Origin of the sequence: Escherichia coli, assembly GCF_036503815.1 — a bacterium.
Taxonomy (GTDB): Bacteria; Pseudomonadota; Gammaproteobacteria; order Enterobacterales; family Enterobacteriaceae; genus Escherichia; species Escherichia coli_F.
In genome coordinates, this window is the sequence record NZ_AP027764.1 from 3925053 (window position 1) to 3946445 (window position 21393).

The 21393-nt window shown below is 51.1% G+C and carries 18 protein-coding genes, 3 tRNA genes and 3 rRNA genes; 10 read left to right on the forward strand and 14 right to left on the reverse strand.

All coding sequences use genetic code 11. The annotated features are described in order from the left end of the window. The first annotated feature begins 165 nt into the window (after nt 1–165). Nucleotides 166–1080 carry a DNA-binding transcriptional regulator YafC gene (yafC, locus tag AABJ99_RS18800; protein WP_023155851.1) on the forward strand — a complete coding sequence of 305 codons (915 nt, stop codon included), beginning with the start codon at nt 166–168 and terminating at the stop codon, nt 1078–1080. Here the strand turns inward: yafC and dkgB are convergent. From dkgB to gmhB, 8 genes are all read right to left on the reverse strand, one after another. Further along, complete coding sequence (gene dkgB / locus AABJ99_RS18805; protein ID WP_039021717.1) at nt 1077–1880, reverse strand: 2,5-didehydrogluconate reductase DkgB; 804 nt, start codon at nt 1878–1880, stop codon at nt 1077–1079. The genes yafC and dkgB overlap by 4 nt on opposite strands. Before the next feature lie 162 nt (nt 1881–2042). Continuing rightward, nucleotides 2043–2119 (reverse strand) — tRNA-Asp (locus AABJ99_RS18810). A gap of 54 nt (nt 2120–2173) precedes the next feature. Then, a 5S ribosomal RNA gene (rrf, locus tag AABJ99_RS18815) occupies nt 2174–2289 on the reverse strand. Nucleotides 2290–2384: 95 nt separating this feature from the next. Beyond that, a 23S ribosomal RNA gene (locus tag AABJ99_RS18820) occupies nt 2385–5288 on the reverse strand. 173 nt (nt 5289–5461) lie between these two features. After that, nucleotides 5462–5537: transfer RNA gene (locus tag AABJ99_RS18825), tRNA-Ala, on the reverse strand. Between the two features lie 42 nt (nt 5538–5579). Continuing rightward, a tRNA-Ile gene (locus AABJ99_RS18830) sits at nt 5580–5656 on the reverse strand. Between the two features lie 68 nt (nt 5657–5724). Next, nucleotides 5725–7266 (reverse strand): 16S ribosomal RNA (locus AABJ99_RS18835). The 16S, 23S and 5S rRNA genes sit together here with 3 tRNA genes alongside, the layout of an rRNA operon. A 366-nt stretch (nt 7267–7632) precedes the next feature. After that, nucleotides 7633–8205, reverse strand: a complete 573-nt coding sequence (gmhB, locus tag AABJ99_RS18840) for a D-glycero-beta-D-manno-heptose 1,7-bisphosphate 7-phosphatase (RefSeq protein WP_001140174.1) — start codon at nt 8203–8205, stop codon at nt 7633–7635. A gap of 187 nt (nt 8206–8392) precedes the next feature. On the opposite strand from gmhB, the gene metN reads away from it, so the two are divergent. The 7 genes from metN to yaeF all read left to right on the forward strand — a co-directional run bounded on the left by metN (nt 8393) and on the right by yaeF (nt 14857). Then, nucleotides 8393–9424 carry a methionine ABC transporter ATP-binding protein MetN gene (gene metN / locus AABJ99_RS18845; protein WP_000593991.1) on the forward strand — a complete coding sequence of 344 codons (1032 nt, stop codon included), beginning with the start codon at nt 8393–8395 and terminating at the stop codon, nt 9422–9424. Further along, nucleotides 9417–10070, forward strand: a complete 654-nt coding sequence (gene metI, locus AABJ99_RS18850) for a methionine ABC transporter permease MetI (RefSeq protein WP_001294600.1) — start codon at nt 9417–9419, stop codon at nt 10068–10070. The genes metN and metI overlap by 8 nt, the downstream gene beginning before the upstream one ends. 39 nt (nt 10071–10109) lie before the next feature. Next, nucleotides 10110–10925: a methionine ABC transporter substrate-binding lipoprotein MetQ gene (metQ, locus tag AABJ99_RS18855; RefSeq protein ID WP_000874226.1), complete on the forward strand. Its 816-nt coding sequence runs from the start codon at nt 10110–10112 to the stop codon at nt 10923–10925. A gap of 117 nt (nt 10926–11042) precedes the next feature. Further along, a complete protein-coding gene (rcsF, locus tag AABJ99_RS18860) occupies nt 11043–11447 on the forward strand; it encodes an Rcs stress response system protein RcsF (protein ID WP_001202321.1) in 405 nt (134 codons plus the stop codon). Beyond that, nucleotides 11444–12151, forward strand: a complete 708-nt coding sequence (gene tsaA / locus AABJ99_RS18865) for a tRNA (N6-threonylcarbamoyladenosine(37)-N6)-methyltransferase TrmO (protein ID WP_000093999.1) — start codon at nt 11444–11446, stop codon at nt 12149–12151. Before rcsF ends, tsaA begins: the two co-directional genes overlap by 4 nt. A 110-nt stretch (nt 12152–12261) precedes the next feature. Next, nucleotides 12262–13980, forward strand: coding sequence for a proline--tRNA ligase (gene proS, locus AABJ99_RS18870; protein WP_001260696.1), 1719 nt, complete (start codon nt 12262–12264; stop codon nt 13978–13980). 52 nt (nt 13981–14032) lie between these two features. Continuing rightward, entirely contained in the window at nt 14033–14857 is an 825-nt protein-coding gene (yaeF, locus tag AABJ99_RS18875; protein WP_001353447.1) for a YaeF family permuted papain-like enzyme, read from the forward strand. 155 nt (nt 14858–15012) lie between these two features. Here yaeF and nlpE read toward each other — a convergent pair whose 3' ends face one another. Genes nlpE through yaeQ form a run of 3 tightly spaced genes read right to left on the reverse strand, consistent with a single transcriptional unit; the run spans nt 15013 to nt 16701 of the window. After that, the gene (gene nlpE, locus AABJ99_RS18880; RefSeq protein WP_000239168.1) at nt 15013–15723 is read right to left on the reverse strand and encodes an envelope stress response activation lipoprotein NlpE; all 711 of its coding nucleotides are present in this window, start codon (nt 15721–15723) and stop codon (nt 15013–15015) included. Between the two features lie 13 nt (nt 15724–15736). Continuing rightward, on the reverse strand, nt 15737–16159 hold the full coding sequence (gene arfB, locus AABJ99_RS18885) for an alternative ribosome rescue aminoacyl-tRNA hydrolase ArfB (RefSeq protein WP_000605341.1): 423 nt from the start codon (nt 16157–16159) through the stop codon (nt 15737–15739). After that, the gene (gene yaeQ / locus AABJ99_RS18890) at nt 16156–16701 is read right to left on the reverse strand and encodes a YaeQ family protein (protein ID WP_001185279.1); all 546 of its coding nucleotides are present in this window, start codon (nt 16699–16701) and stop codon (nt 16156–16158) included. Before yaeQ ends, arfB begins: the two co-directional genes overlap by 4 nt. 165 nt (nt 16702–16866) lie before the next feature. Between yaeQ and yaeP the strand changes: the two genes are divergently transcribed. Both yaeP and rof read left to right on the forward strand, forming a co-directional pair. Next, complete coding sequence (gene yaeP, locus AABJ99_RS18895; RefSeq protein ID WP_000417058.1) at nt 16867–17067, forward strand: YaeP family protein; 201 nt, start codon at nt 16867–16869, stop codon at nt 17065–17067. After that, nucleotides 17054–17314, forward strand: coding sequence for a Rho-binding antiterminator (gene rof / locus AABJ99_RS18900; protein WP_000062318.1), 261 nt, complete (start codon nt 17054–17056; stop codon nt 17312–17314). Before yaeP ends, rof begins: the two co-directional genes overlap by 14 nt. A 52-nt stretch (nt 17315–17366) precedes the next feature. On the opposite strand, the gene tilS is transcribed toward rof, so the two are convergent. The 3 genes from tilS to ldcC all read right to left on the reverse strand — a co-directional run bounded on the left by tilS (nt 17367) and on the right by ldcC (nt 21314). Beyond that, nucleotides 17367–18662 (reverse strand): tRNA lysidine(34) synthetase TilS, encoded by a 1296-nt coding sequence (tilS, locus tag AABJ99_RS18905; protein WP_338387403.1) that lies wholly within the window; start codon nt 18660–18662, stop codon nt 17367–17369. 64 nt (nt 18663–18726) lie between these two features. Further along, complete coding sequence (gene yaeR, locus AABJ99_RS18910) at nt 18727–19116, reverse strand: VOC family protein (RefSeq protein WP_000901098.1); 390 nt, start codon at nt 19114–19116, stop codon at nt 18727–18729. A gap of 56 nt (nt 19117–19172) precedes the next feature. Then, nucleotides 19173–21314 carry a lysine decarboxylase LdcC gene (gene ldcC / locus AABJ99_RS18915; protein WP_039021640.1) on the reverse strand — a complete coding sequence of 714 codons (2142 nt, stop codon included), beginning with the start codon at nt 21312–21314 and terminating at the stop codon, nt 19173–19175. Nucleotides 21315–21393: the final 79 nt, after the last annotated feature.

Below are 21393 nucleotides of genomic sequence, written 5' to 3' on the forward strand. Positions count from 1 at the left end.
ACTCTTTCAACGAGCAATTGTATATTGTTATGTAAGCAAGTGCTTACACCGGTCAGAAATTTGCTCATTATTGAGAACATTAAATCGGATGACATATCACGCATCCTGATGGTTTAATGACAAATAAATTCAAAATATCTCATCTATTTTGCAACAGGAGCAAAAATGAAAGCCACGTCGGAAGAACTCGCCATTTTTGTTTCGGTCGTCGAAAGCGGCAGCTTTAGCCGGGCAGCGGAACAATTAGGGCAAGCAAACTCAGCGGTAAGCCGGGCGGTGAAAAAGCTGGAGATGAAACTTGGCGTTAGCCTGCTTAATCGGACCACGCGGCAACTTAGCCTGACGGAAGAAGGCGAGCGTTATTTTCGTCGCGTACAGTCAATTTTGCAGGAGATGGCAGCGGCAGAATCAGAAATTATGGAGACGCGTAATACACCGCGTGGACTGTTACGCATCGATGCCGCAACTCCAGTGGTGCTGCACTTTCTGATGCCGTTAATTAAGCCTTTCCGTGAACGCTATCCGGAAGTTACTTTATCGCTAGTCTCCTCCGAAACGATTATTAATTTGATCGAAAGAAAAGTGGATGTCGCGATACGCGCCGGTACGTTAACGGATTCCAGCTTACGTGCCAGGCCGTTATTTAACAGTTATCGAAAAATTATCGCCTCCCCCGATTATATTTCCCGCTACGGGAAGCCAGAAACGATCGACGATTTAAAGCAACATATTTGCCTGGGATTCACTGAACCCGCTTCCCTCAATACCTGGCCGATAGCCTGTAGCGATGGACAATTACATGAGGTGAAGTATGGTTTGTCATCCAATAGTGGGGAAACACTGAAACAGCTTTGCCTGAGTGGCAACGGGATTGCGTGTTTGTCCGACTACATGATCGACAAAGAAATCGTTCGCGGAGAATTGGTGGAGTTAATGGCAGATAAAGTGTTGCCAGTGGAAATGCCATTCAGTGCAGTCTATTACAGCGACCGTGCGGTAAGTACGCGCATCCGGGCTTTTATCGATTTCCTTAGCGAGCATGTAAAAACAGCTCCCGGAGGAGCTGTCAGAGAGGCTTAATCCCATTCAGGAGCCAGACCTACCGGGCTAACCAGGCGGTCGTTGCAATCCAGTGCGGCGATCGCTTTTTTATCTTCGGCATCAAGCTGTAAATTTTGTGCCTTAAGATTACTCTCCAGGTTTTCACGTCTAGTAGAAGAAGGAATTACCGAGTAACCTTCCCCCATAGCCCACGCCAGAATCACTTGTGCCGGAGTCGCATTGTGTTTAGCTGCGATACGAGCAATAACCTCATTTTTCAGTGCCTTACCATAAGCCAGCGTCATATAGGAAGTAATATGGATGCCGTGCTGTTTAGCCCAATCAACCACTTTACGGTTTTGCAGATAAGGAGAGAGTTCAATCTGGTTAGTAGCGATGTTTTCAGCACCAACAGCAGCAATCGCTTTTTCCATCAATGGGATCGTGAAGTTGGAAATACCGATCTCACACGTCAGACCTTGTTTTTTGGCTTCCAGCAGCGCCTGCATAAACTCTTCAACAGAGACTTCATCGTTTGGTGACGGCCAGTGAATTAGCGCCAGATCAACATAATCGGTACGCAATTTTTGCAGACTCTCTTTCAGACTCGGGATCAGTTTGTCTTTGCTGAGATTTTCAATCCAGATTTTAGTGGTGATGTAGAGTTCATTACGTGGCACGCCACTTTCTGCAATCGCCTGACCTACTGCGGCTTCGTTATCATAGATTTGTGCGGTATCAATTGCGCGATAACCAAGTTCAAGCGCCGTTTTCACAGATGAAATAACAACGTCGTCTTTCAGACGAAAAGTACCTAAACCAAATGCAGGGATAGCCATAATATGCCTCTTTTAATGCTATGTTCGTTAACTGAGATGATTATGGACTTTAGACTGTTGCGGAAAAAGGGCATAAAATGCAGAGGATTTTTGCAATTATGGCAACAATAAACATACAGACGAAAAAAAACCTCGAGCGTTAACTCGAGGCTTCTTAATAAGTGGCGGAACGGACGGGACTCGAACCCGCGACCCCCTGCGTGACAGGCAGGTATTCTAACCGACTGAACTACCGCTCCACCGAATTCTTTTACAACCACCGGTTTTATGACCGGCTTACTGCTAAATTTGATGCCAGGCAGTTCCCTACTCTCGCATGGGGAGACCCCACACTACCATCGGCGCTACGGCGTTTCACTTCTGAGTTCGGCATGGGGTCAGGTGGGACCACCGCGCTAAGGCCGCCAGGCAAATTCTGTTTCATCAGACCGCTTCTGCGTTCTGATTTAATCTGTATCAGGCTGAAAATCTTCTCTCAATCCGCCAAAACATCTTCGGCGTTGTAAGGTTAAGCCTCACGGTTCATTAGTACCGGTTAGCTCAACGCATCGCTGCGCTTACACACCCGGCCTATCAACGTCGTCGTCTTCAACGTTCCTTCAGGACCCTTAAAGGGTCAGGGAGAACTCATCTCGGGGCAAGTTTCGTGCTTAGATGCTTTCAGCACTTATCTCTTCCGCATTTAGCTACCGGGCAGTGCCATTGGCATGACAACCCGAACACCAGTGATGCGTCCACTCCGGTCCTCTCGTACTAGGAGCAGCCCCCCTCAGTTCTCCAGCGCCCACGGCAGATAGGGACCGAACTGTCTCACGACGTTCTAAACCCAGCTCGCGTACCACTTTAAATGGCGAACAGCCATACCCTTGGGACCTACTTCAGCCCCAGGATGTGATGAGCCGACATCGAGGTGCCAAACACCGCCGTCGATATGAACTCTTGGGCGGTATCAGCCTGTTATCCCCGGAGTACCTTTTATCCGTTGAGCGATGGCCCTTCCATTCAGAACCACCGGATCACTATGACCTGCTTTCGCACCTGCTCGCGCCGTCACGCTCGCAGTCAAGCTGGCTTATGCCATTGCACTAACCTCCTGATGTCCGACCAGGATTAGCCAACCTTCGTGCTCCTCCGTTACTCTTTAGGAGGAGACCGCCCCAGTCAAACTACCCACCAGACACTGTCCGCAACCCGGATTACGGGCCAACGTTAGAACATCAAACATTAAAGGGTGGTATTTCAAGGTCGGCTCCATGCAGACTGGCGTCCACACTTCAAAGCCTCCCACCTATCCTACACATCAAGGCTCAATGTTCAGTGTCAAGCTATAGTAAAGGTTCACGGGGTCTTTCCGTCTTGCCGCGGGTACACTGCATCTTCACAGCGAGTTCAATTTCACTGAGTCTCGGGTGGAGACAGCCTGGCCATCATTACGCCATTCGTGCAGGTCGGAACTTACCCGACAAGGAATTTCGCTACCTTAGGACCGTTATAGTTACGGCCGCCGTTTACCGGGGCTTCGATCAAGAGCTTCGCGTTACCGCTAACCCCATCAATTAACCTTCCGGCACCGGGCAGGCGTCACACCGTATACGTCCACTTTCGTGTTTGCACAGTGCTGTGTTTTTAATAAACAGTTGCAGCCAGCTGGTATCTTCGACTGATTTCAGCTCCACGAGCAAGTCGCTTCACCTACATATCAGCGTGCCTTCTCCCGAAGTTACGGCACCATTTTGCCTAGTTCCTTCACCCGAGTTCTCTCAAGCGCCTTGGTATTCTCTACCTGACCACCTGTGTCGGTTTGGGGTACGATTTGATGTTACCTGATGCTTAGAGGCTTTTCCTGGAAGCAGGGCATTTGTTGCTTCAGCACCGTAGTGCCTCGTCATCACGCCTCAGCCTTGATTTTCCGGATTTGCCTGGAAAACCAGCCTACACGCTTAAACCGGGACAACCGTCGCCCGGCCAACATAGCCTTCTCCGTCCCCCCTTCGCAGTAACACCAAGTACAGGAATATTAACCTGTTTCCCATCGACTACGCCTTTCGGCCTCGCCTTAGGGGTCGACTCACCCTGCCCCGATTAACGTTGGACAGGAACCCTTGGTCTTCCGGCGAGCGGGCTTTTCACCCGCTTTATCGTTACTTATGTCAGCATTCGCACTTCTGATACCTCCAGCATACCTCACAGCACACCTTCACAGGCTTACAGAACGCTCCCCTACCCAACAACACATAGTGTCGCTGCCGCAGCTTCGGTGCATGGTTTAGCCCCGTTACATCTTCCGCGCAGGCCGACTCGACCAGTGAGCTATTACGCTTTCTTTAAATGATGGCTGCTTCTAAGCCAACATCCTGGCTGTCTGGGCCTTCCCACATCGTTTCCCACTTAACCATGACTTTGGGACCTTAGCTGGCGGTCTGGGTTGTTTCCCTCTTCACGACGGACGTTAGCACCCGCCGTGTGTCTCCCGTGATAACATTCTCCGGTATTCGCAGTTTGCATCGGGTTGGTAAGTCGGGATGACCCCCTTGCCGAAACAGTGCTCTACCCCCGGAGATGAATTCACGAGGCGCTACCTAAATAGCTTTCGGGGAGAACCAGCTATCTCCCGGTTTGATTGGCCTTTCACCCCCAGCCACAAGTCATCCGCTAATTTTTCAACATTAGTCGGTTCGGTCCTCCAGTTAGTGTTACCCAACCTTCAACCTGCCCATGGCTAGATCACCGGGTTTCGGGTCTATACCCTGCAACTTAACGCCCAGTTAAGACTCGGTTTCCCTTCGGCTCCCCTATTCGGTTAACCTTGCTACAGAATATAAGTCGCTGACCCATTATACAAAAGGTACGCAGTCACCCCATAAAGAGGCTCCCACTGCTTGTACGTACACGGTTTCAGGTTCTTTTTCACTCCCCTCGCCGGGGTTCTTTTCGCCTTTCCCTCACGGTACTGGTTCACTATCGGTCAGTCAGGAGTATTTAGCCTTGGAGGATGGTCCCCCCATATTCAGACAGGATACCACGTGTCCCGCCCTACTCATCGAGCTCACAGTATGTGCATTTTTGTGTACGGGGCTGTCACCCTGTATCGCGCGCCTTTCCAGACGTTTCCACTAACACACACACTGATTCAGGCTCTGGGCTCCTCCCCGTTCGCTCGCCGCTACTGGGGGAATCTCGGTTGATTTCTTTTCCTCGGGGTACTTAGATGTTTCAGTTCCCCCGGTTCGCCTCATTAACCTATGGATTCAGTTAATGATAGTGTGTCGAAACACACTGGGTTTCCCCATTCGGAAATCGCCGGTTATAACGGTTCATATCACCTTACCGACGCTTATCGCAGATTAGCACGTCCTTCATCGCCTCTGACTGCCAGGGCATCCACCGTGTACGCTTAGTCGCTTAACCTCACAACCCGAAGATGTTTCACTTCTGATTGCGAAAATTTGAGAGACTCACGAACAACTCTCGTTGTTCAGTGTTTCAATTTTCAGCTTGATCCAGATTTTTAAAGAGCAAAACTTCGCAGTGAACCTTTGCAGGTACACTCTGAAGTATTTTTTATTTAATCACTACAGAGATGGTGGAGCTATGCGGGATCGAACCGCAGACCTCCTGCGTGCAAAGCAGGCGCTCTCCCAGCTGAGCTATAGCCCCATAACATGTAGTTAAAACCTCTTCAAATTTGCGGTGCAAATTTGGTAGGCCTGAGTGGACTTGAACCACCGACCTCACCCTTATCAGGGGTGCGCTCTAACCACCTGAGCTACAAGCCTGTAGAGATTTTACTGCTCATTTTCATCAGACAATCTGTGTGAGCACTGCAAAGTACAGTTCTTTAAGGTAAGGAGGTGATCCAACCGCAGGTTCCCCTACGGTTACCTTGTTACGACTTCACCCCAGTCATGAATCACAAAGTGGTAAGCGCCCTCCCGAAGGTTAAGCTACCTACTTCTTTTGCAACCCACTCCCATGGTGTGACGGGCGGTGTGTACAAGGCCCGGGAACGTATTCACCGTGGCATTCTGATCCACGATTACTAGCGATTCCGACTTCATGGAGTCGAGTTGCAGACTCCAATCCGGACTACGACGCACTTTATGAGGTCCGCTTGCTCTCGCGAGGTCGCTTCTCTTTGTATGCGCCATTGTAGCACGTGTGTAGCCCTGGTCGTAAGGGCCATGATGACTTGACGTCATCCCCACCTTCCTCCAGTTTATCACTGGCAGTCTCCTTTGAGTTCCCGGCCGGACCGCTGGCAACAAAGGATAAGGGTTGCGCTCGTTGCGGGACTTAACCCAACATTTCACAACACGAGCTGACGACAGCCATGCAGCACCTGTCTCACGGTTCCCGAAGGCACATTCTCATCTCTGAAAACTTCCGTGGATGTCAAGACCAGGTAAGGTTCTTCGCGTTGCATCGAATTAAACCACATGCTCCACCGCTTGTGCGGGCCCCCGTCAATTCATTTGAGTTTTAACCTTGCGGCCGTACTCCCCAGGCGGTCGACTTAACGCGTTAGCTCCGGAAGCCACGCCTCAAGGGCACAACCTCCAAGTCGACATCGTTTACGGCGTGGACTACCAGGGTATCTAATCCTGTTTGCTCCCCACGCTTTCGCACCTGAGCGTCAGTCTTCGTCCAGGGGGCCGCCTTCGCCACCGGTATTCCTCCAGATCTCTACGCATTTCACCGCTACACCTGGAATTCTACCCCCCTCTACGAGACTCAAGCTTGCCAGTATCAGATGCAGTTCCCAGGTTGAGCCCGGGGATTTCACATCTGACTTAACAAACCGCCTGCGTGCGCTTTACGCCCAGTAATTCCGATTAACGCTTGCACCCTCCGTATTACCGCGGCTGCTGGCACGGAGTTAGCCGGTGCTTCTTCTGCGGGTAACGTCAATGAGCAAAGGTATTAACTTTACTCCCTTCCTCCCCGCTGAAAGTACTTTACAACCCGAAGGCCTTCTTCATACACGCGGCATGGCTGCATCAGGCTTGCGCCCATTGTGCAATATTCCCCACTGCTGCCTCCCGTAGGAGTCTGGACCGTGTCTCAGTTCCAGTGTGGCTGGTCATCCTCTCAGACCAGCTAGGGATCGTCGCCTAGGTGAGCCGTTACCCCACCTACTAGCTAATCCCATCTGGGCACATCCGATGGCAAGAGGCCCGAAGGTCCCCCTCTTTGGTCTTGCGACGTTATGCGGTATTAGCTACCGTTTCCAGTAGTTATCCCCCTCCATCAGGCAGTTTCCCAGACATTACTCACCCGTCCGCCACTCGTCAGCGAATCAGCAAGCTGATTCCTGTTACCGTTCGACTTGCATGTGTTAGGCCTGCCGCCAGCGTTCAATCTGAGCCATGATCAAACTCTTCAATTTAAAAGTTTGATGCTCAAAGAATTAAACTTCGTAATGAATTACGTGTTCACTCTTGAGACTTGGTATTCATTTTTCGTCTTGCGACGTTAAGAATCCGTATCTTCGAGTGCCCACACAGATTGTCTGATAAATTGTTAAAGAGCAGTTGCGATGCGGCTTTCAGCTCACTGTCGCGAGGTGGCGTATATTACGCTTTCCTCTTTCAGAGTCAACCCTGAATTTCAGGATTTTTTCTCTTCAACCGAACCGGCTGTTTGTGTGAAGTGATTCACATCCGCCGTGTCGATGGAGGCGCATTATAGGGAGTCGTTTCAGGAAGACAAGCGGAAAAATGCATTTTTATTTCAACCGCTCATCTTTTAATCATTACGCCGGTTTTTGCTGCTTTTTTATCGCTTGCGGCAGGTCTGCCAGGCTATTTAACACCCAATCCGCCGCGTTTTCTGCTTCAGGCGTAATAGGTTTTCCCGTACGCACCAGCACTTTTGTTCCCACGTTCGCCGCAGCCGCTGCCTGCATATCTTCTAATTTATCGCCCACCATATAAGAAGCAGCCATATCAATATGTAAATAATCGCGTGCTGACAAAAGCATCCCCGGATGTGGTTTGCGGCAATCGCAGACCTGACGAAACTCTTCAACACTACCCTGCGGATGATGCGGGCAATAATAGATGCCATCCAGATCGACATCGCGGTCCGCCAGCGACCAGTCCATCCACTCGGTCAGCGTTTCAAACTGTGCTTCAGTAAATTTACCGCGAGCAATGCCAGACTGGTTGGTTACTACCACCAGCGCAAAGCCCATTTTTTTTAGCTCGCGCATGGCGTCAATAACACCGTCGATAAATTCAAAGTTGTCGATCTCATGGACATAGCCGTGATCGACATTAATGGTGCCATCACGGTCAAGAAAAATTGCGGGTACGCTCTTCGCCACCTTTTATAGCTCCTTAATAAGGCATGTGACGCTAGTATCGCATGTTTCGACCTGCAAGAAAGTGCTCTTCGCATAAACCTGATTGATTTAGACGTCTGGATGCCTTAACATCCATTTCATTGACGGCTTTGACCGTTTCAGGCATTCGAAATGCCACGACTAACTTAATGACGATAATAAATAATCAATGATAAAACTTTCGAATATCACCAAAGTGTTCCACCAGGGCACCCGCACCATCCAGGCGTTGAACAACGTCAGCCTGCATGTGCCAGCTGGACAAATTTATGGCGTTATCGGTGCCTCAGGCGCGGGTAAAAGTACGCTTATCCGTTGTGTAAACCTGCTGGAGCGCCCAACCGAGGGTAGCGTGCTGGTCGATGGTCAGGAACTGACCACGCTGTCAGAATCCGAGTTGACCAAAGCTCGCCGCCAGATTGGTATGATTTTCCAGCATTTTAACCTGCTCTCTTCGCGCACTGTTTTTGGCAACGTGGCACTGCCGCTGGAGCTGGACAACACGCCGAAAGACGAGATTAAACGTCGCGTGACAGAATTACTGTCATTGGTTGGTCTTGGCGATAAGCATGATAGTTACCCGTCTAACCTTTCCGGTGGGCAGAAACAACGTGTGGCGATTGCCCGTGCGTTAGCCAGCAATCCCAAAGTATTGCTGTGTGATGAGGCCACCAGCGCGCTGGACCCGGCAACAACACGTTCTATTCTCGAACTGCTGAAAGACATCAATCGTCGTCTGGGTTTGACGATTCTGTTGATCACCCACGAAATGGACGTTGTGAAGCGCATTTGTGATTGCGTGGCGGTGATCAGTAATGGCGAGTTGATCGAGCAGGACACGGTAAGTGAAGTGTTCTCGCATCCGAAAACGCCGCTAGCGCAGAAGTTTATTCAGTCGACCCTGCATCTGGATATCCCGGAAGACTATCAGGAACGACTGCAAGCGGAACCATTCGCTGACTGCGTGCCGATGCTGCGTCTGGAGTTTACCGGTCAATCGGTCGATGCCCCGCTGCTTTCTGAAACCGCGCGTCGTTTCAACGTCAATAACAACATTATTAGCGCGCAGATGGATTACGCCGGTGGCGTTAAGTTCGGCATCATGCTGACTGAAATGCACGGCACACAACAAGATACGCAAGCCGCCATTGCCTGGCTGCAGGAACACCATGTAAAAGTAGAGGTACTGGGTTATGTCTGAGCCGATGATGTGGCTGCTGGTTCGTGGCGTATGGGAAACGCTGGCAATGACCTTCGTATCCGGTTTTTTTGGTTTTGTGATTGGCCTGCCGGTTGGCGTCCTGCTTTATGTCACGCGTCCGGGGCAAATTATTGCTAACGCGAAGCTGTATCGTACCGTTTCTGCGATTGTGAACATTTTCCGATCCATCCCGTTCATTATCTTGCTGGTATGGATGATTCCGTTTACTCGCGTTATTGTCGGTACATCGATTGGTTTGCAAGCAGCGATTGTTCCGCTGACAGTTGGTGCAGCACCGTTTATTGCCCGTATGGTCGAGAACGCTCTGCTGGAGATCCCAACCGGGTTAATTGAAGCTTCCCGCGCAATGGGTGCCACGCCAATGCAGATCGTCCGTAAAGTGCTGTTACCGGAGGCGTTGCCAGGTCTGGTGAATGCGGCAACTATCACCCTGATTACCCTGGTTGGTTATTCCGCAATGGGTGGCGCAGTCGGTGCCGGTGGTTTAGGTCAGATTGGCTATCAGTATGGCTACATCGGCTACAACGCGACGGTGATGAATACGGTACTGGTATTGCTGGTCATTCTGGTTTATTTAATTCAGTTCGCAGGCGACCGCATCGTCCGGGCTGTCACTCGCAAATAACGTTCAACACAACATAAATAATTGAAGAAGGAATAAGGTATGGCGTTCAAATTCAAAACCTTTGCGGCAGTGGGAGCCCTGATTGGATCACTGGCACTGGTAGGCTGCGGTCAGGATGAAAAAGATCCAAACCACATTAAAGTCGGCGTGATTGTTGGTGCCGAACAGCAGGTTGCAGAAGTCGCGCAGAAAGTCGCGAAAGACAAATATGGCCTGGACGTTGAGCTGGTCACCTTCAACGACTATGTTCTGCCAAACGAAGCATTGAGCAAAGGCGATATCGACGCCAACGCCTTCCAGCATAAACCGTACCTTGATCAGCAACTGAAAGATCGTGGCTACAAACTGGTCGCAGTAGGCAACACGTTTGTGTATCCGATTGCCGGTTACTCCAAGAAAATCAAATCGCTGGATGAACTGCAGGATGGTTCGCAGGTTGCCGTGCCAAACGACCCGACTAACCTTGGTCGTTCACTGCTGCTGCTGCAAAAAGTGGGCTTGATCAAACTGAAAGATGGCGTTGGCCTGTTGCCAACAGTTCTTGATGTTGTTGAGAACCCAAAAAACCTGAAAATTGTTGAGCTGGAAGCACCGCAGCTGCCGCGCTCTCTGGACGATGCGCAAATCGCTCTGGCGGTTATCAACACCACCTATGCCAGCCAGATTGGCCTGACTCCGGCGAAAGACGGTATCTTTGTCGAAGATAAAGAGTCTCCGTACGTAAACCTGATCGTGACGCGTGAAGATAATAAAGACGCAGAGAACGTGAAGAAATTCGTCCAGGCTTATCAGTCTGACGAAGTTTACGAAGCAGCGAACAAAGTGTTTAACGGTGGCGCTGTTAAAGGCTGGTAATTTTTAGGCTGTTTCCACAATTTGTAATATCATTCAGGACGGGCGCTTGCCCGTCTTGTCATTTTTACAAGCTCCTGATTCAATATTGACGTTTTGATCATACATTGAGGAAATACTATGCGTGCTTTACCGATCTGTTTAGTAGCACTCATGCTAAGCGGCTGTTCCATGTTAAGCAGATCCCCTGTCGAACCCGTTCAAAGCACTGCACCCCAGCCGAAAGCGGAGCCTGCAAAACCGAAAGCACCGCGCGCCGCGCCGGTCCGAATTTATACCAATGCAGAAGAATTAGTCGGCAAACCATTCCGCGATCTCGGTGAAGTCAGTGGCGATTCTTGCCAGGCCTCTAATCAGGACTCTCCGCCGAGCATTCCAACCGCGCGTAAGCGGATGCAAATCAATGCCTCTAAAATGAAAGCCAATGCGGTATTACTGCATAGCTGCGAAGTTACCAGCGGTACGCCAGGCTGCTATCGTCAGGCTGTATGTATCGGTTCTGCGCTTAACATTACGGCGAAATGAGCAGTTTCCAGTTCGAGCAAATAGGCGTTATTCGCTCGCCCTATAAAGAAAAATTCGCCGTTCCGCGCCAGCCAGGTCTGGTAAAAAGCGCCAACGGTGAACTGCATCTCATTGCTCCCTACAACCAGGCCGACGCCGTTCGCGGCCTGGAAGCGTTTAGCCATTTATGGATCCTTTTTGTCTTTCATCAAACAATGGAAGGCGGCTGGCGTCCGACTGTGCGTCCACCGCGCCTCGGCGGTAACGCCAGAATGGGCGTTTTCGCCACACGCTCTACTTTCCGCCCTAACCCGATTGGTATGTCGCTGGTAGAGCTGAAGGAAGTTATTTGTCATAAAGATAACGTGATTCTGAAGCTCGGCAGTCTGGATCTGGTCGATGGTACGCCGGTGGTAGATATCAAACCGTATCTTCCCTTTGCCGAATCGCTTCCTGATGCCAGTGCCAGCTATGCGCAAAGTGCACCAGCGGCAGAGATGGCGGTGAGTTTTACCTTAGAGGTCGAAAAGCAGCTTTTGACATTGGAGAAGCGCTATCCGCAGTTAACGCTGTTTATCCGCGAAGTACTGGCGCAGGACCCGCGTCCAGCCTATCGTAAAGGTGAGGAAACGGGCAAAACCTATGCCGTCTGGCTGCATAATTTTAACGTTCGCTGGCGCGTCACCGACGCTGGTTTTGAAGTCTTTGCGCTGGAACCGCGTTAAATTCGCGCCCTTCTCTTTTGACATTTCTTTTGCACTGGTAAACTAAATCACTTTTTTTGTCCCAGGCTCGCCTTGAGCCTGCTCTACCTTCCAACTGGAACCGTAACAACATGCGTACTAGCCAATACCTGCTCTCCACTCTTAAGGAGACACCTGCCGACGCCGAGGTGATCAGCCATCAGCTGATGTTACGCGCCGGGATGATCCGCAAGCTGGCCTCCGGGTTATACACCTGGCTGCCGACCGGCGTGCGCGTTCTGAAAAAAGTCGAAAACATCGTGCGTGAAGAGATGAACAACGCCGGTGCGATCGAGGTGTTAATGCCGGTGGTTCAGCCATCTGAACTGTGGCAAGAGAGTGGTCGTTGGGAACAGTATGGCCCGGAATTGCTGCGTATTGCTGACCGTGGTGACCGTCCGTTCGTACTTGGCCCAACTCATGAAGAAGTGATTACCGACCTGATTCGTAACGAGCTGAGCTCTTACAAACAGCTGCCGCTGAACTTCTATCAGATCCAAACCAAGTTCCGTGATGAAGTACGCCCGCGTTTCGGCGTCATGCGTTCCCGCGAATTCCTGATGAAAGATGCTTACTCTTTCCATACCTCTCAGGAATCCCTGCAGGAAACCTACGATGCAATGTATGCGGCCTACAGCAAAATCTTCAGCCGCATGGGGCTGGATTTCCGCGCCGTACAGGCCGATACCGGTTCTATCGGCGGCAGCGCCTCTCACGAATTCCAGGTGCTGGCGCAGAGCGGTGAAGACGATGTGGTCTTCTCCGACACCTCTGACTATGCAGCGAACATTGAGCTGGCAGAAGCTATCGCGCCGAAAGAACCGCGCGCTGCTGCTACCCAGGAAATGACGCTGGTTGATACGCCGAACGCGAAAACCATCGCTGAACTGGTAGAACAATTCAATCTGCCGATTGAAAAAACGGTTAAGACTCTGCTGGTTAAAGCCGTTGAAGGCAGTAGCTTCCCGCTGGTTGCGCTGCTGGTTCGCGGTGACCACGAGCTGAACGAAGTTAAAGCTGAGAAACTGCCGCAGGTTGCAAGCCCGCTGACTTTCGCGACTGAAGAAGAAATTCGTGCCGTGGTTAAAGCCGGTCCGGGTTCACTGGGTCCGGTAAACATGCCGATTCCGGTAGTAATTGACCGTACTGTTGCGGCGATGAGTGATTTTGCTGCTGGTGCTAACATCGATGGCAAACACTACTTCGGTATCAACTGGGATCGCGATGTCGCAACCCCGGAAGTTGCGGATATCCGTAACGTAGTGGCTGGCGATCCAAGCCCGGATGGACAGGGTACGCTGCTGATCAAACGTGGTATCGAAGTCGGTCACATCTTCCAGCTGGGTACTAAGTACTCCGAAGCACTTAAAGCCTCCGTTCAGGGTGAAGATGGCCGTAATCAGATCCTGACTATGGGTTGCTACGGTATCGGCGTAACGCGCGTAGTAGCGGCGGCAATTGAGCAGAACTACGACGAACGCGGCATCGTATGGCCTGACGCTATCGCACCTTTCCAGGTGGCGATTCTGCCGATGAACATGCACAAATCCTTCCGCGTACAGGAGCTGGCTGAGAAACTGTATAGCGAACTGCGCGCACAGGGTATCGAAGTGCTGCTGGATGATCGCAAAGAACGTCCGGGCGTGATGTTTGCTGATATGGAACTGATCGGTATTCCGCACACTATCGTGTTGGGCGACCGTAACCTCGACAACGACGATATCGAATACAAATACCGTCGTAACGGTGAGAAACAGTTAATTAAGACCGGTGACATCGTCGATTATCTGGTGAAACAGATTAAAGGCTGATGCCAGAAAGGGTCCTGAATTTCAGGACCCTTTTTTACATGGATTGTATAAAATGGATAAACCAAAGGCGCACTGGTGCCTGCTTCTCCCCTGCTTTCTTTTACTTTCGGCCTGTACCGTTGATATCAGCCAACCAGACTCATCAGCCACAGCGGTAGATGCCAAGGCAAAAACATGGGCAGTCAAATTCCAGCATCAAAGCTCTTTCACCGAACAATCAATAAAAGAAATAACAGAACCTGATCTCAAACCCGGCGATTTACTGTTCTCCTCAAGCCTTGGGGTAACTTCATTTGGTATCCGCGTCTTCAGCACTTCCTCAGTGAGCCACGTTGCAATCTTTTTGGGAGATAATAACGTTGCAGAAGCGACAGGAGATGGCATCCAGATTGTTTCCCTTAAAAAAGCGATGAAGCATAGTGATAAGCTTTTCGTCTTACGAGTCCCGGATCTTACCCCGCAACAAGCCACAGAAATTACCGCGTTTGCCAATAAAATCAAAGATAGCGGTTATAACTATCGCGGCATTGTCGAATTTATTCCATTTATGGTGACTCGCCAGATGTGCTCACTGAATCCGTTCTCCGAGGATTTTCGCCAACAGTGCGTCAGCGGCCTGGCGAAAGCGCAGTTAAGCAGTGTGAGCGAAGGAGACAAAAAGTCGTGGTTTTGTTCGGAATTTGTCACTGATGCATTTGCCAAAGCCGGACATCCGCTTACGCTGGCACAGTCTGGCTGGATTAGCCCTGCCGATCTGATGCATATGCGTACTGGCGATGTCTCTGTGTTTAAGCCAGAAACGCAATTAGAGTATATTGGGCACTTGAAGCCAGGGATTTATATCAAAGCGGGTCGCTTCGTTGGGTTGACTCAGTGATAAAAGCCAGCCTCGTCCACAAAATACCGGATGAGGCGTGAGCGCCTTACCCGGCCTACAAAATCGTGCTAATACAAAATGTTGCATTATTGGCTGTAGGCCTGATAAGCGCTGCGCATCAGGCAATTTTTCGTTTGTTTCTGTCTCACGATGGCTTACTGCCCCAAACTACTGCAATCCTGGTGCGGGTAAAATTTACCTGCCGTATCGGGCGCAAATACTTTGGTCGGCGCACCAGTATCCGGATTAGCCTCAAGCGTAAAGTGACCTTCTACTGACAGTAACACCGGTTTCTCGCTGTTGCCGCGGGCAGCCAAATAGCCCCGTTCCAGCTCAGCGTTATTCGCTACCATGAAACGTTTTCCGGTCGCACAATCAGTAAAGGTTGCCGCATCAGCCATATAAAAATACATGCCGCGTAGAGTCATCGGCGTCACTGGCAGGCTGGATTTTGCCGGTTCCAGTGTATAGTTGAACTGCGATTCGATCGGATTGCCTTCACGATCGAGCATCTCCAGCGCATCTCCTTTCGCCCGATAATATGACTTTTCACCTTTACTGTCGGTTAATACCAGTTTGTCAGCGGTTCGCGCCCATGTACCGTAGGAGGCGAAAGAGGAAGGCTCTTCACGCGCGCCCAGATAACGTTCATTCATCACCCATGTTCCGTCTTTTTCGAGGAACAGTGAGGTTTCGATACCTTCGCAATCAGCACACGGCAGCACGCCGCGCCAGCTTTGCGGCATCGGCTTCAGTTCAGCGGCCTGCGCCGGGGAAAGCGTATCGACTTCGGCCCGATTATTACATCCCATCAGTGTAAAGAGGCTGATTACAGCCATCGCTGTCACTATCGCTTTTTTCACCATCCATTCCTTCTTTTTATTCCCGACCGCCGCGCACTTTGCCGCGCAACGCCTTCACGCTTGATTTTTGTGCTTTCGATACCAGCCTGCGCTCTTTTGATGCGCGGGTAGGTCGTGTCGGTCGCCGGGTTTTTTGTTCTGTTGTTAATTCTTTAATCACTGCCACCAACCGTGCCAGCGCCGCTTCGCGGTTCAGTTCCTGGCTGCGATATTCCTGTGCCTTGATGACAATCACTCCATCGCTGCTAATCAGATGATGGCTGGCAGCGAGCAGGCGCTCTTTGTAATACTCTGGCAGGCTGGACGCTCGAATGTCAAAACGTAGATGAATAGCCGTTGAGGTCTTATTCACATGCTGCCCGCCCGCGCCCTGCGCACGAATGGCGGTGATCTCAAGCTCGCCATCGGGGATAGCAACATGTCGGGAAATCATAATCATGAAGGTTGTTGCCAGGCGATTAAGTTTACTTCCAGATTATTCTTATCATCCGATAACCAAATCACCCCATCCTGAATCGTTGCCTGCAGCGTCATGGTACGATCGGCAAAGGCGCTCACTTTTGCCAGTTGCTCGTCGTCCAGATACCAGATGGAAAGATTGGCAAACTGCGCACATTTGCTCTGATTTTGCTGCCACCAGATTTGCGCTGCCCGACTATTATAGGCAAACAGCGCCACTTCTGCGGCCTGGGTGCAGGCTTTCTTAATCCGCCGCTCATCCGGCAATCCCAGTTCAATCCACAAATCAATGCCCAGATGATCATTACGCAGCCACGCTTCCGGCTCATCATCGGCACACAAACCTCGGGTAAATTGCAGACGCTCATCGGCATATTTCAGCCACGCCAGCAGGCGCAGCATCATGCGCTCCTGTGTTTCTGAAGGGTGGCGCGCCAGCGTCAGAGAGGCATCGAGAAACTGGTTGCGGTCGAGATCGGCCACATTAACCGTCGCTTTATAAATTGTCGCTTTAAGCGCCATAAGAAAACTCCTTTCGAATCAGGAGGCCATTGTAACGGAATACGTGCAGTTGCGACGCTGATATTGCAGAAATGAGTGTGGTATAGTCACCTTGCGAAACAGAGTTTATCTTCGTAGGCTTAGACTTGCATCCACGGTTAAGTCAGAGTGCTGACAGGAGGGCATGTGGAAAAATATTGTGAGTTAATACGCAAGCGGTACGCGGAAATCGCCAGCGGAGACTTAGGATACGTTCCGGACGCGCTGGGCTGCGTTTTGAAAGTGCTGAATGAAATGGCTGCCGACGATGCCCTTTCTGAGGCTGTCAGGGAAAAAGCAGCATACGCTGCGGCAAACTTACTGGTGAGCGATTATGTCAATGAATGATACGTATCAACCAATCAATTGTGATGATTACGATAATCTTGAGCTCGCCTGCCAGCATCATTTAATGCTGACACTTGAGCTGAAAGATGGCGAAAAACTGCAGGGGAAGGCCAGCGATTTAGTCTCCCGCAAAAATGTGGAATATCTGGTCGTCGAAGCTGCTGGCGAAACCCGCGAGCTACGTCTGGATAAAATTACCAGCTTTAGCCACCCGGAAATCGGTACGGTGGTGGTGAGCGAGTCCTGATTTACTTTCGCCGGATGCGACGTTTGATGCGTCTTATCCGGCTTTCACTTAACTAAGCGTTTCGCCGCCAGACAAAACTTACGCCATTCTCACCTTCAGCCACACCTTCTTGCGTCACAAATACCTCTGCCGCTGCAATCAGCGTTTCGCCATAAAACAGCAGTGGCGTGGTGTCACGCAACCACGGCGGTACGCCCAGTTCCTGCCAGATTTTCTTTAACTTACGCCCACCATTGCGCCCGACAATATGCAGCAATCCTGGCGCTTTGAAACGCACACTGACCGCTTCGTCTGCACGCGGAGGGCGAATATCGCCTCCCGCAGTAAGCTGTACACTTCCCAGCGCCGCCGGTAATTCCAGCGGTTGTAACCACGTCTGCCACGGCACAATGGTTTCGCTTTGCCCAGTGACGGATTTAATCCACCACAGTTGCGATTGATAGCGGCGGATTTCAAACGCCCCCAAACGTAAACAGGGGGAAGCATCTTCTCGCGCCAGCGCCACTTCCTGCCAGATCCTCACCAACGCGTCGCGGGAAGGCATCGGTGCATTCTGCCCTGCCAGCCAGCGGCGGATAATCGCCGCGCGACGGGCATCACTCATCGCCAGCATTGGCGCAATCTGCAGCGTCCCCTGCGGCGTTTGACAGTGTGCTAAATCATCTGCCAGCAGTTCATCCAGCAGGCTCTCTTGCTCAGCACAAAGTGCAGCGCTGCGGGCCGTTGCTTCGGCAAAATACGGCCAACGCTGCTGCAATAACGGCACTACGCGTAGGCGCAGGAAGTTACGATCGTATGAGTCGTCCTGATTACTTTCGTCTTCAATCCAACGTAAACCATGCGCCAACGCCCACTGCTCCAGTTCTCCCCGTGTGCGGGCGAGCAACGGTCGGATCAGCCGCGTTCCGGCAAACTCCGAGACTTCCGCCATAGCCGAAAGCCCTGCAGGGCCGCTACCACGTTTTAACGCCAGCAGAAACGTTTCACATTGATCGTCGAGATGTTGCGCTGTAACCAGCACTTCACCAGGTAACAGGGTACGAGCAAATGCCTGATAACGTGCCTGCCGCGCCTGAGCCTCAATACCTAGCCCCTCTTGCGCAAGTTGCACACGCTCAACCACCAGCGGCACCTGCCACTGCTGGCAGATATTTTCACAATGTTTCACCCAAGCATCAGCGTTGGCACTTAAACCATGATGCACATGAATAGCGCGCAGGGTGACGCCCGGATTTTCCGTCCGCCACTGCACCAACTGATGCAGCAGAACGGTGGAGTCAAGCCCGCCGCTAAAGGCCACCAGAATCTGGCGTGAGATGAGAAGTTGTCTATTGAGAGTGAGTGTCATGATGGTGCGATTTTACAGTAGCAATGCCCGGCACGTTACCGGGCAAATATGGCGATGACAAGCCTTACTGCTCATACAGTTCCAACGGCAGTCCGTCCGGATCGTTAAAGAATGTGAAGCGCTTTTGCGTGTAGGGATCGACACGTATGGCTTCACATTTCACGTTATGGCTTTCAAGATGCGCCACTGCCGCATCGATATCATCAACGCTAAAAGCCAGATGACGCAGGCCGCAAGCTTCCGGTCTGCTGGGGCGCTCCGGCGGGAACGGAAATGAGAAAAGCTCAATCACATATTGCCCATTAAGCGCCAAATCCCCTTTCCACGAATCGCGCGCTTCGCGATAGACTTCGCTTTGCAGCGTGAAACCGAGAATATCGCAGTAGAAAGCTTTGCTCACCGCATAATCCGTCGCAATAATCGCAATATGGTGAACCTGTTTTAAACCCAGCATAACGCCTCCTTTATTTGTTAACAGCACGTTACTCGCCCGGAAGCCGCTCTGGCAAGTTATCCCGCCATTTTTAGGACTCGTACGCGGTAAACGCCATCTTCGTCCTGTTTCGCGCCGTGAATATCCGTTTCAAAGCCGGGGTAGCGCTGGCCCACTGAACAGAGCATCAGCAGAAAATCGAGTACCGTGCGGCTCTCCTCGGTCAGCATTTCTCCTGGCATCAGTAGCGGTACGCCAGGCGGATAAGGCAGGATCATATTTGCCGATACTCTACCGACCAGTTGTTCCAGCGCAATGGTTTCTACTTCGCCTTTAATCTGCCGTTGCCATGCCTGATGTGGCGTCATGATCATCTCCGGTAAAGTATCAAATGCTCGCAACATCAAACCGGGAAGATCGTGTTTACGAATCAGCTTATGGATCCCTTGCGCCAGATCCTGAATACGCATATTGCGATAAAAATCGGGATCTTCTGCATAGAGATCGGGCAGCATATTTTTGATCCGCAGGTTGAGATCGTAAGAGCGCTTAAATTCCGTCAACCCACGCAATAATCCCATTGCTTTGGTTTTATCGATGCCAATACTAAAGAGAAACAGCAGGTTATAAGGGCCGGTTTTCTCTACTACGATCCCACGTTCGTCGAGGAATTTTGCCACCAGCGCCGCCGGGATCCCCTCATCGCTCATATTGCCCTGCTCGTCCATCCCCGGTGTCAAAATAGTGACTTTAACCGGATCGAGAAACATATGATCGGCATCCGCATCGTTAAAGCCGTGCCACTGTTCGCCAGGCGCAACGGGCCAGCATTCGGCTTCATCCACCTGCGGCGGTTGCCAGATATCGAAAAACCAGCCGTCAGACTCTTCCCGCAGCCGCTGGACCTCTTTGCGAAAATGCAGCGCTCGTTCTACTGAACGGTTAATCAGCCGTTTGCCCGGATTACCACGCAGCATCGCCGCCGCTGTCTCAACCGAAGCAACAATGGGATAACTGGGCGAGGTGGTGGTATGCATCATAAAGGCTTCATTAAACGCCTCTTCGTCGTACTCACCTTTAATGTGGATCAGTGATGCCTGCGACAACGCCGCCAGCATTTTGTGGGTCGATTGCGTTTCGAAGAAAACTTTTCCTGCCACCCGATCGCCACTCATACCACTTTTGCCCTGATAGATCGGATGAAAATGAGTATACGGGACCCAGGCGGAATCGAAGTGGATCGAGGGGACATCCAGCGTCTGTTTGATCCAGTCGGTGTTGTAGAGCAAGCCATCATAGGTTGAGTTGGTGATCACCGCATGAACCGGCCATTGTGCCTGCGTGGTAGCAGCGACTTTCTCTTCGATACTGTCGCGGGTAAATTCTCGTCGCGGGATCCCACCCAGAATCCCCAACGCATTACGTGTTGGTTTTAGCCAGACCGGCACTACATCGTTCATCATCAACAGATGCGCCAGCGATTTATGACAATTGCGGTCAATTAACAGCGTACTGCCGGATGGCGCGGCGTACATACCCACAATTTTGTTCGACGTCGATGTTCCGTTGGTGACAATATAACTCTGTTCCGCGCCGAAAGTCCGTGCGATGTACTCTTCCGCTTCCAGATGTGGCCCGGTGTGGTCGAGCAACGAACCTAGCTCGGTGACCGAAATAGAGACGTCAGCCTTGAGGGTATTCCCGCCGAAAAAATCATAAAACAGACAGCCAACCGGGCTTTTTTGATAGGCGGTGCCGCCCATATGCCCCGGCGTACAAAAGGTGTACTTCCGCTCTTTGACATAGGTAAACAAGGCTTTAGTGAATGGCGGGGTAATGTTATCGAGATATTCGTTGGTGTACTGACGAATACGAATGGCGATATCTTCTGCCTGCCCCAGCGCATATTCAAAGAACCAGAGCGCCATCCGCATATCCTGCACGCTGACATCCATCGTCGAGTGAGTATTGATGAAGGCATAAAGCGGGAGATATTCATTAAGTTGATTGATATCGCTACATAAATCGAGACTGTATTCATCCCAGTCAAAAATCACGCCGCATATTCGTGGGTTGTGTTCGATAAATTTCAGCAAATCAACGCTGTTTTGTGGCCAGATAATCTGAAAACCTTGCGCCACCAGCGCCGACTCCAGTTCTTTGATGGGCTCATCTTTATAAAAGACGCCATGCGGTCCCATAATGGCAATGATATTCATGTGTTCCTCCTGGAAAATCCTTCCTTAATCATAGCCCGCTCAAACCATGGCGATAAAAAAGGGCCACCGAAGTGACCCT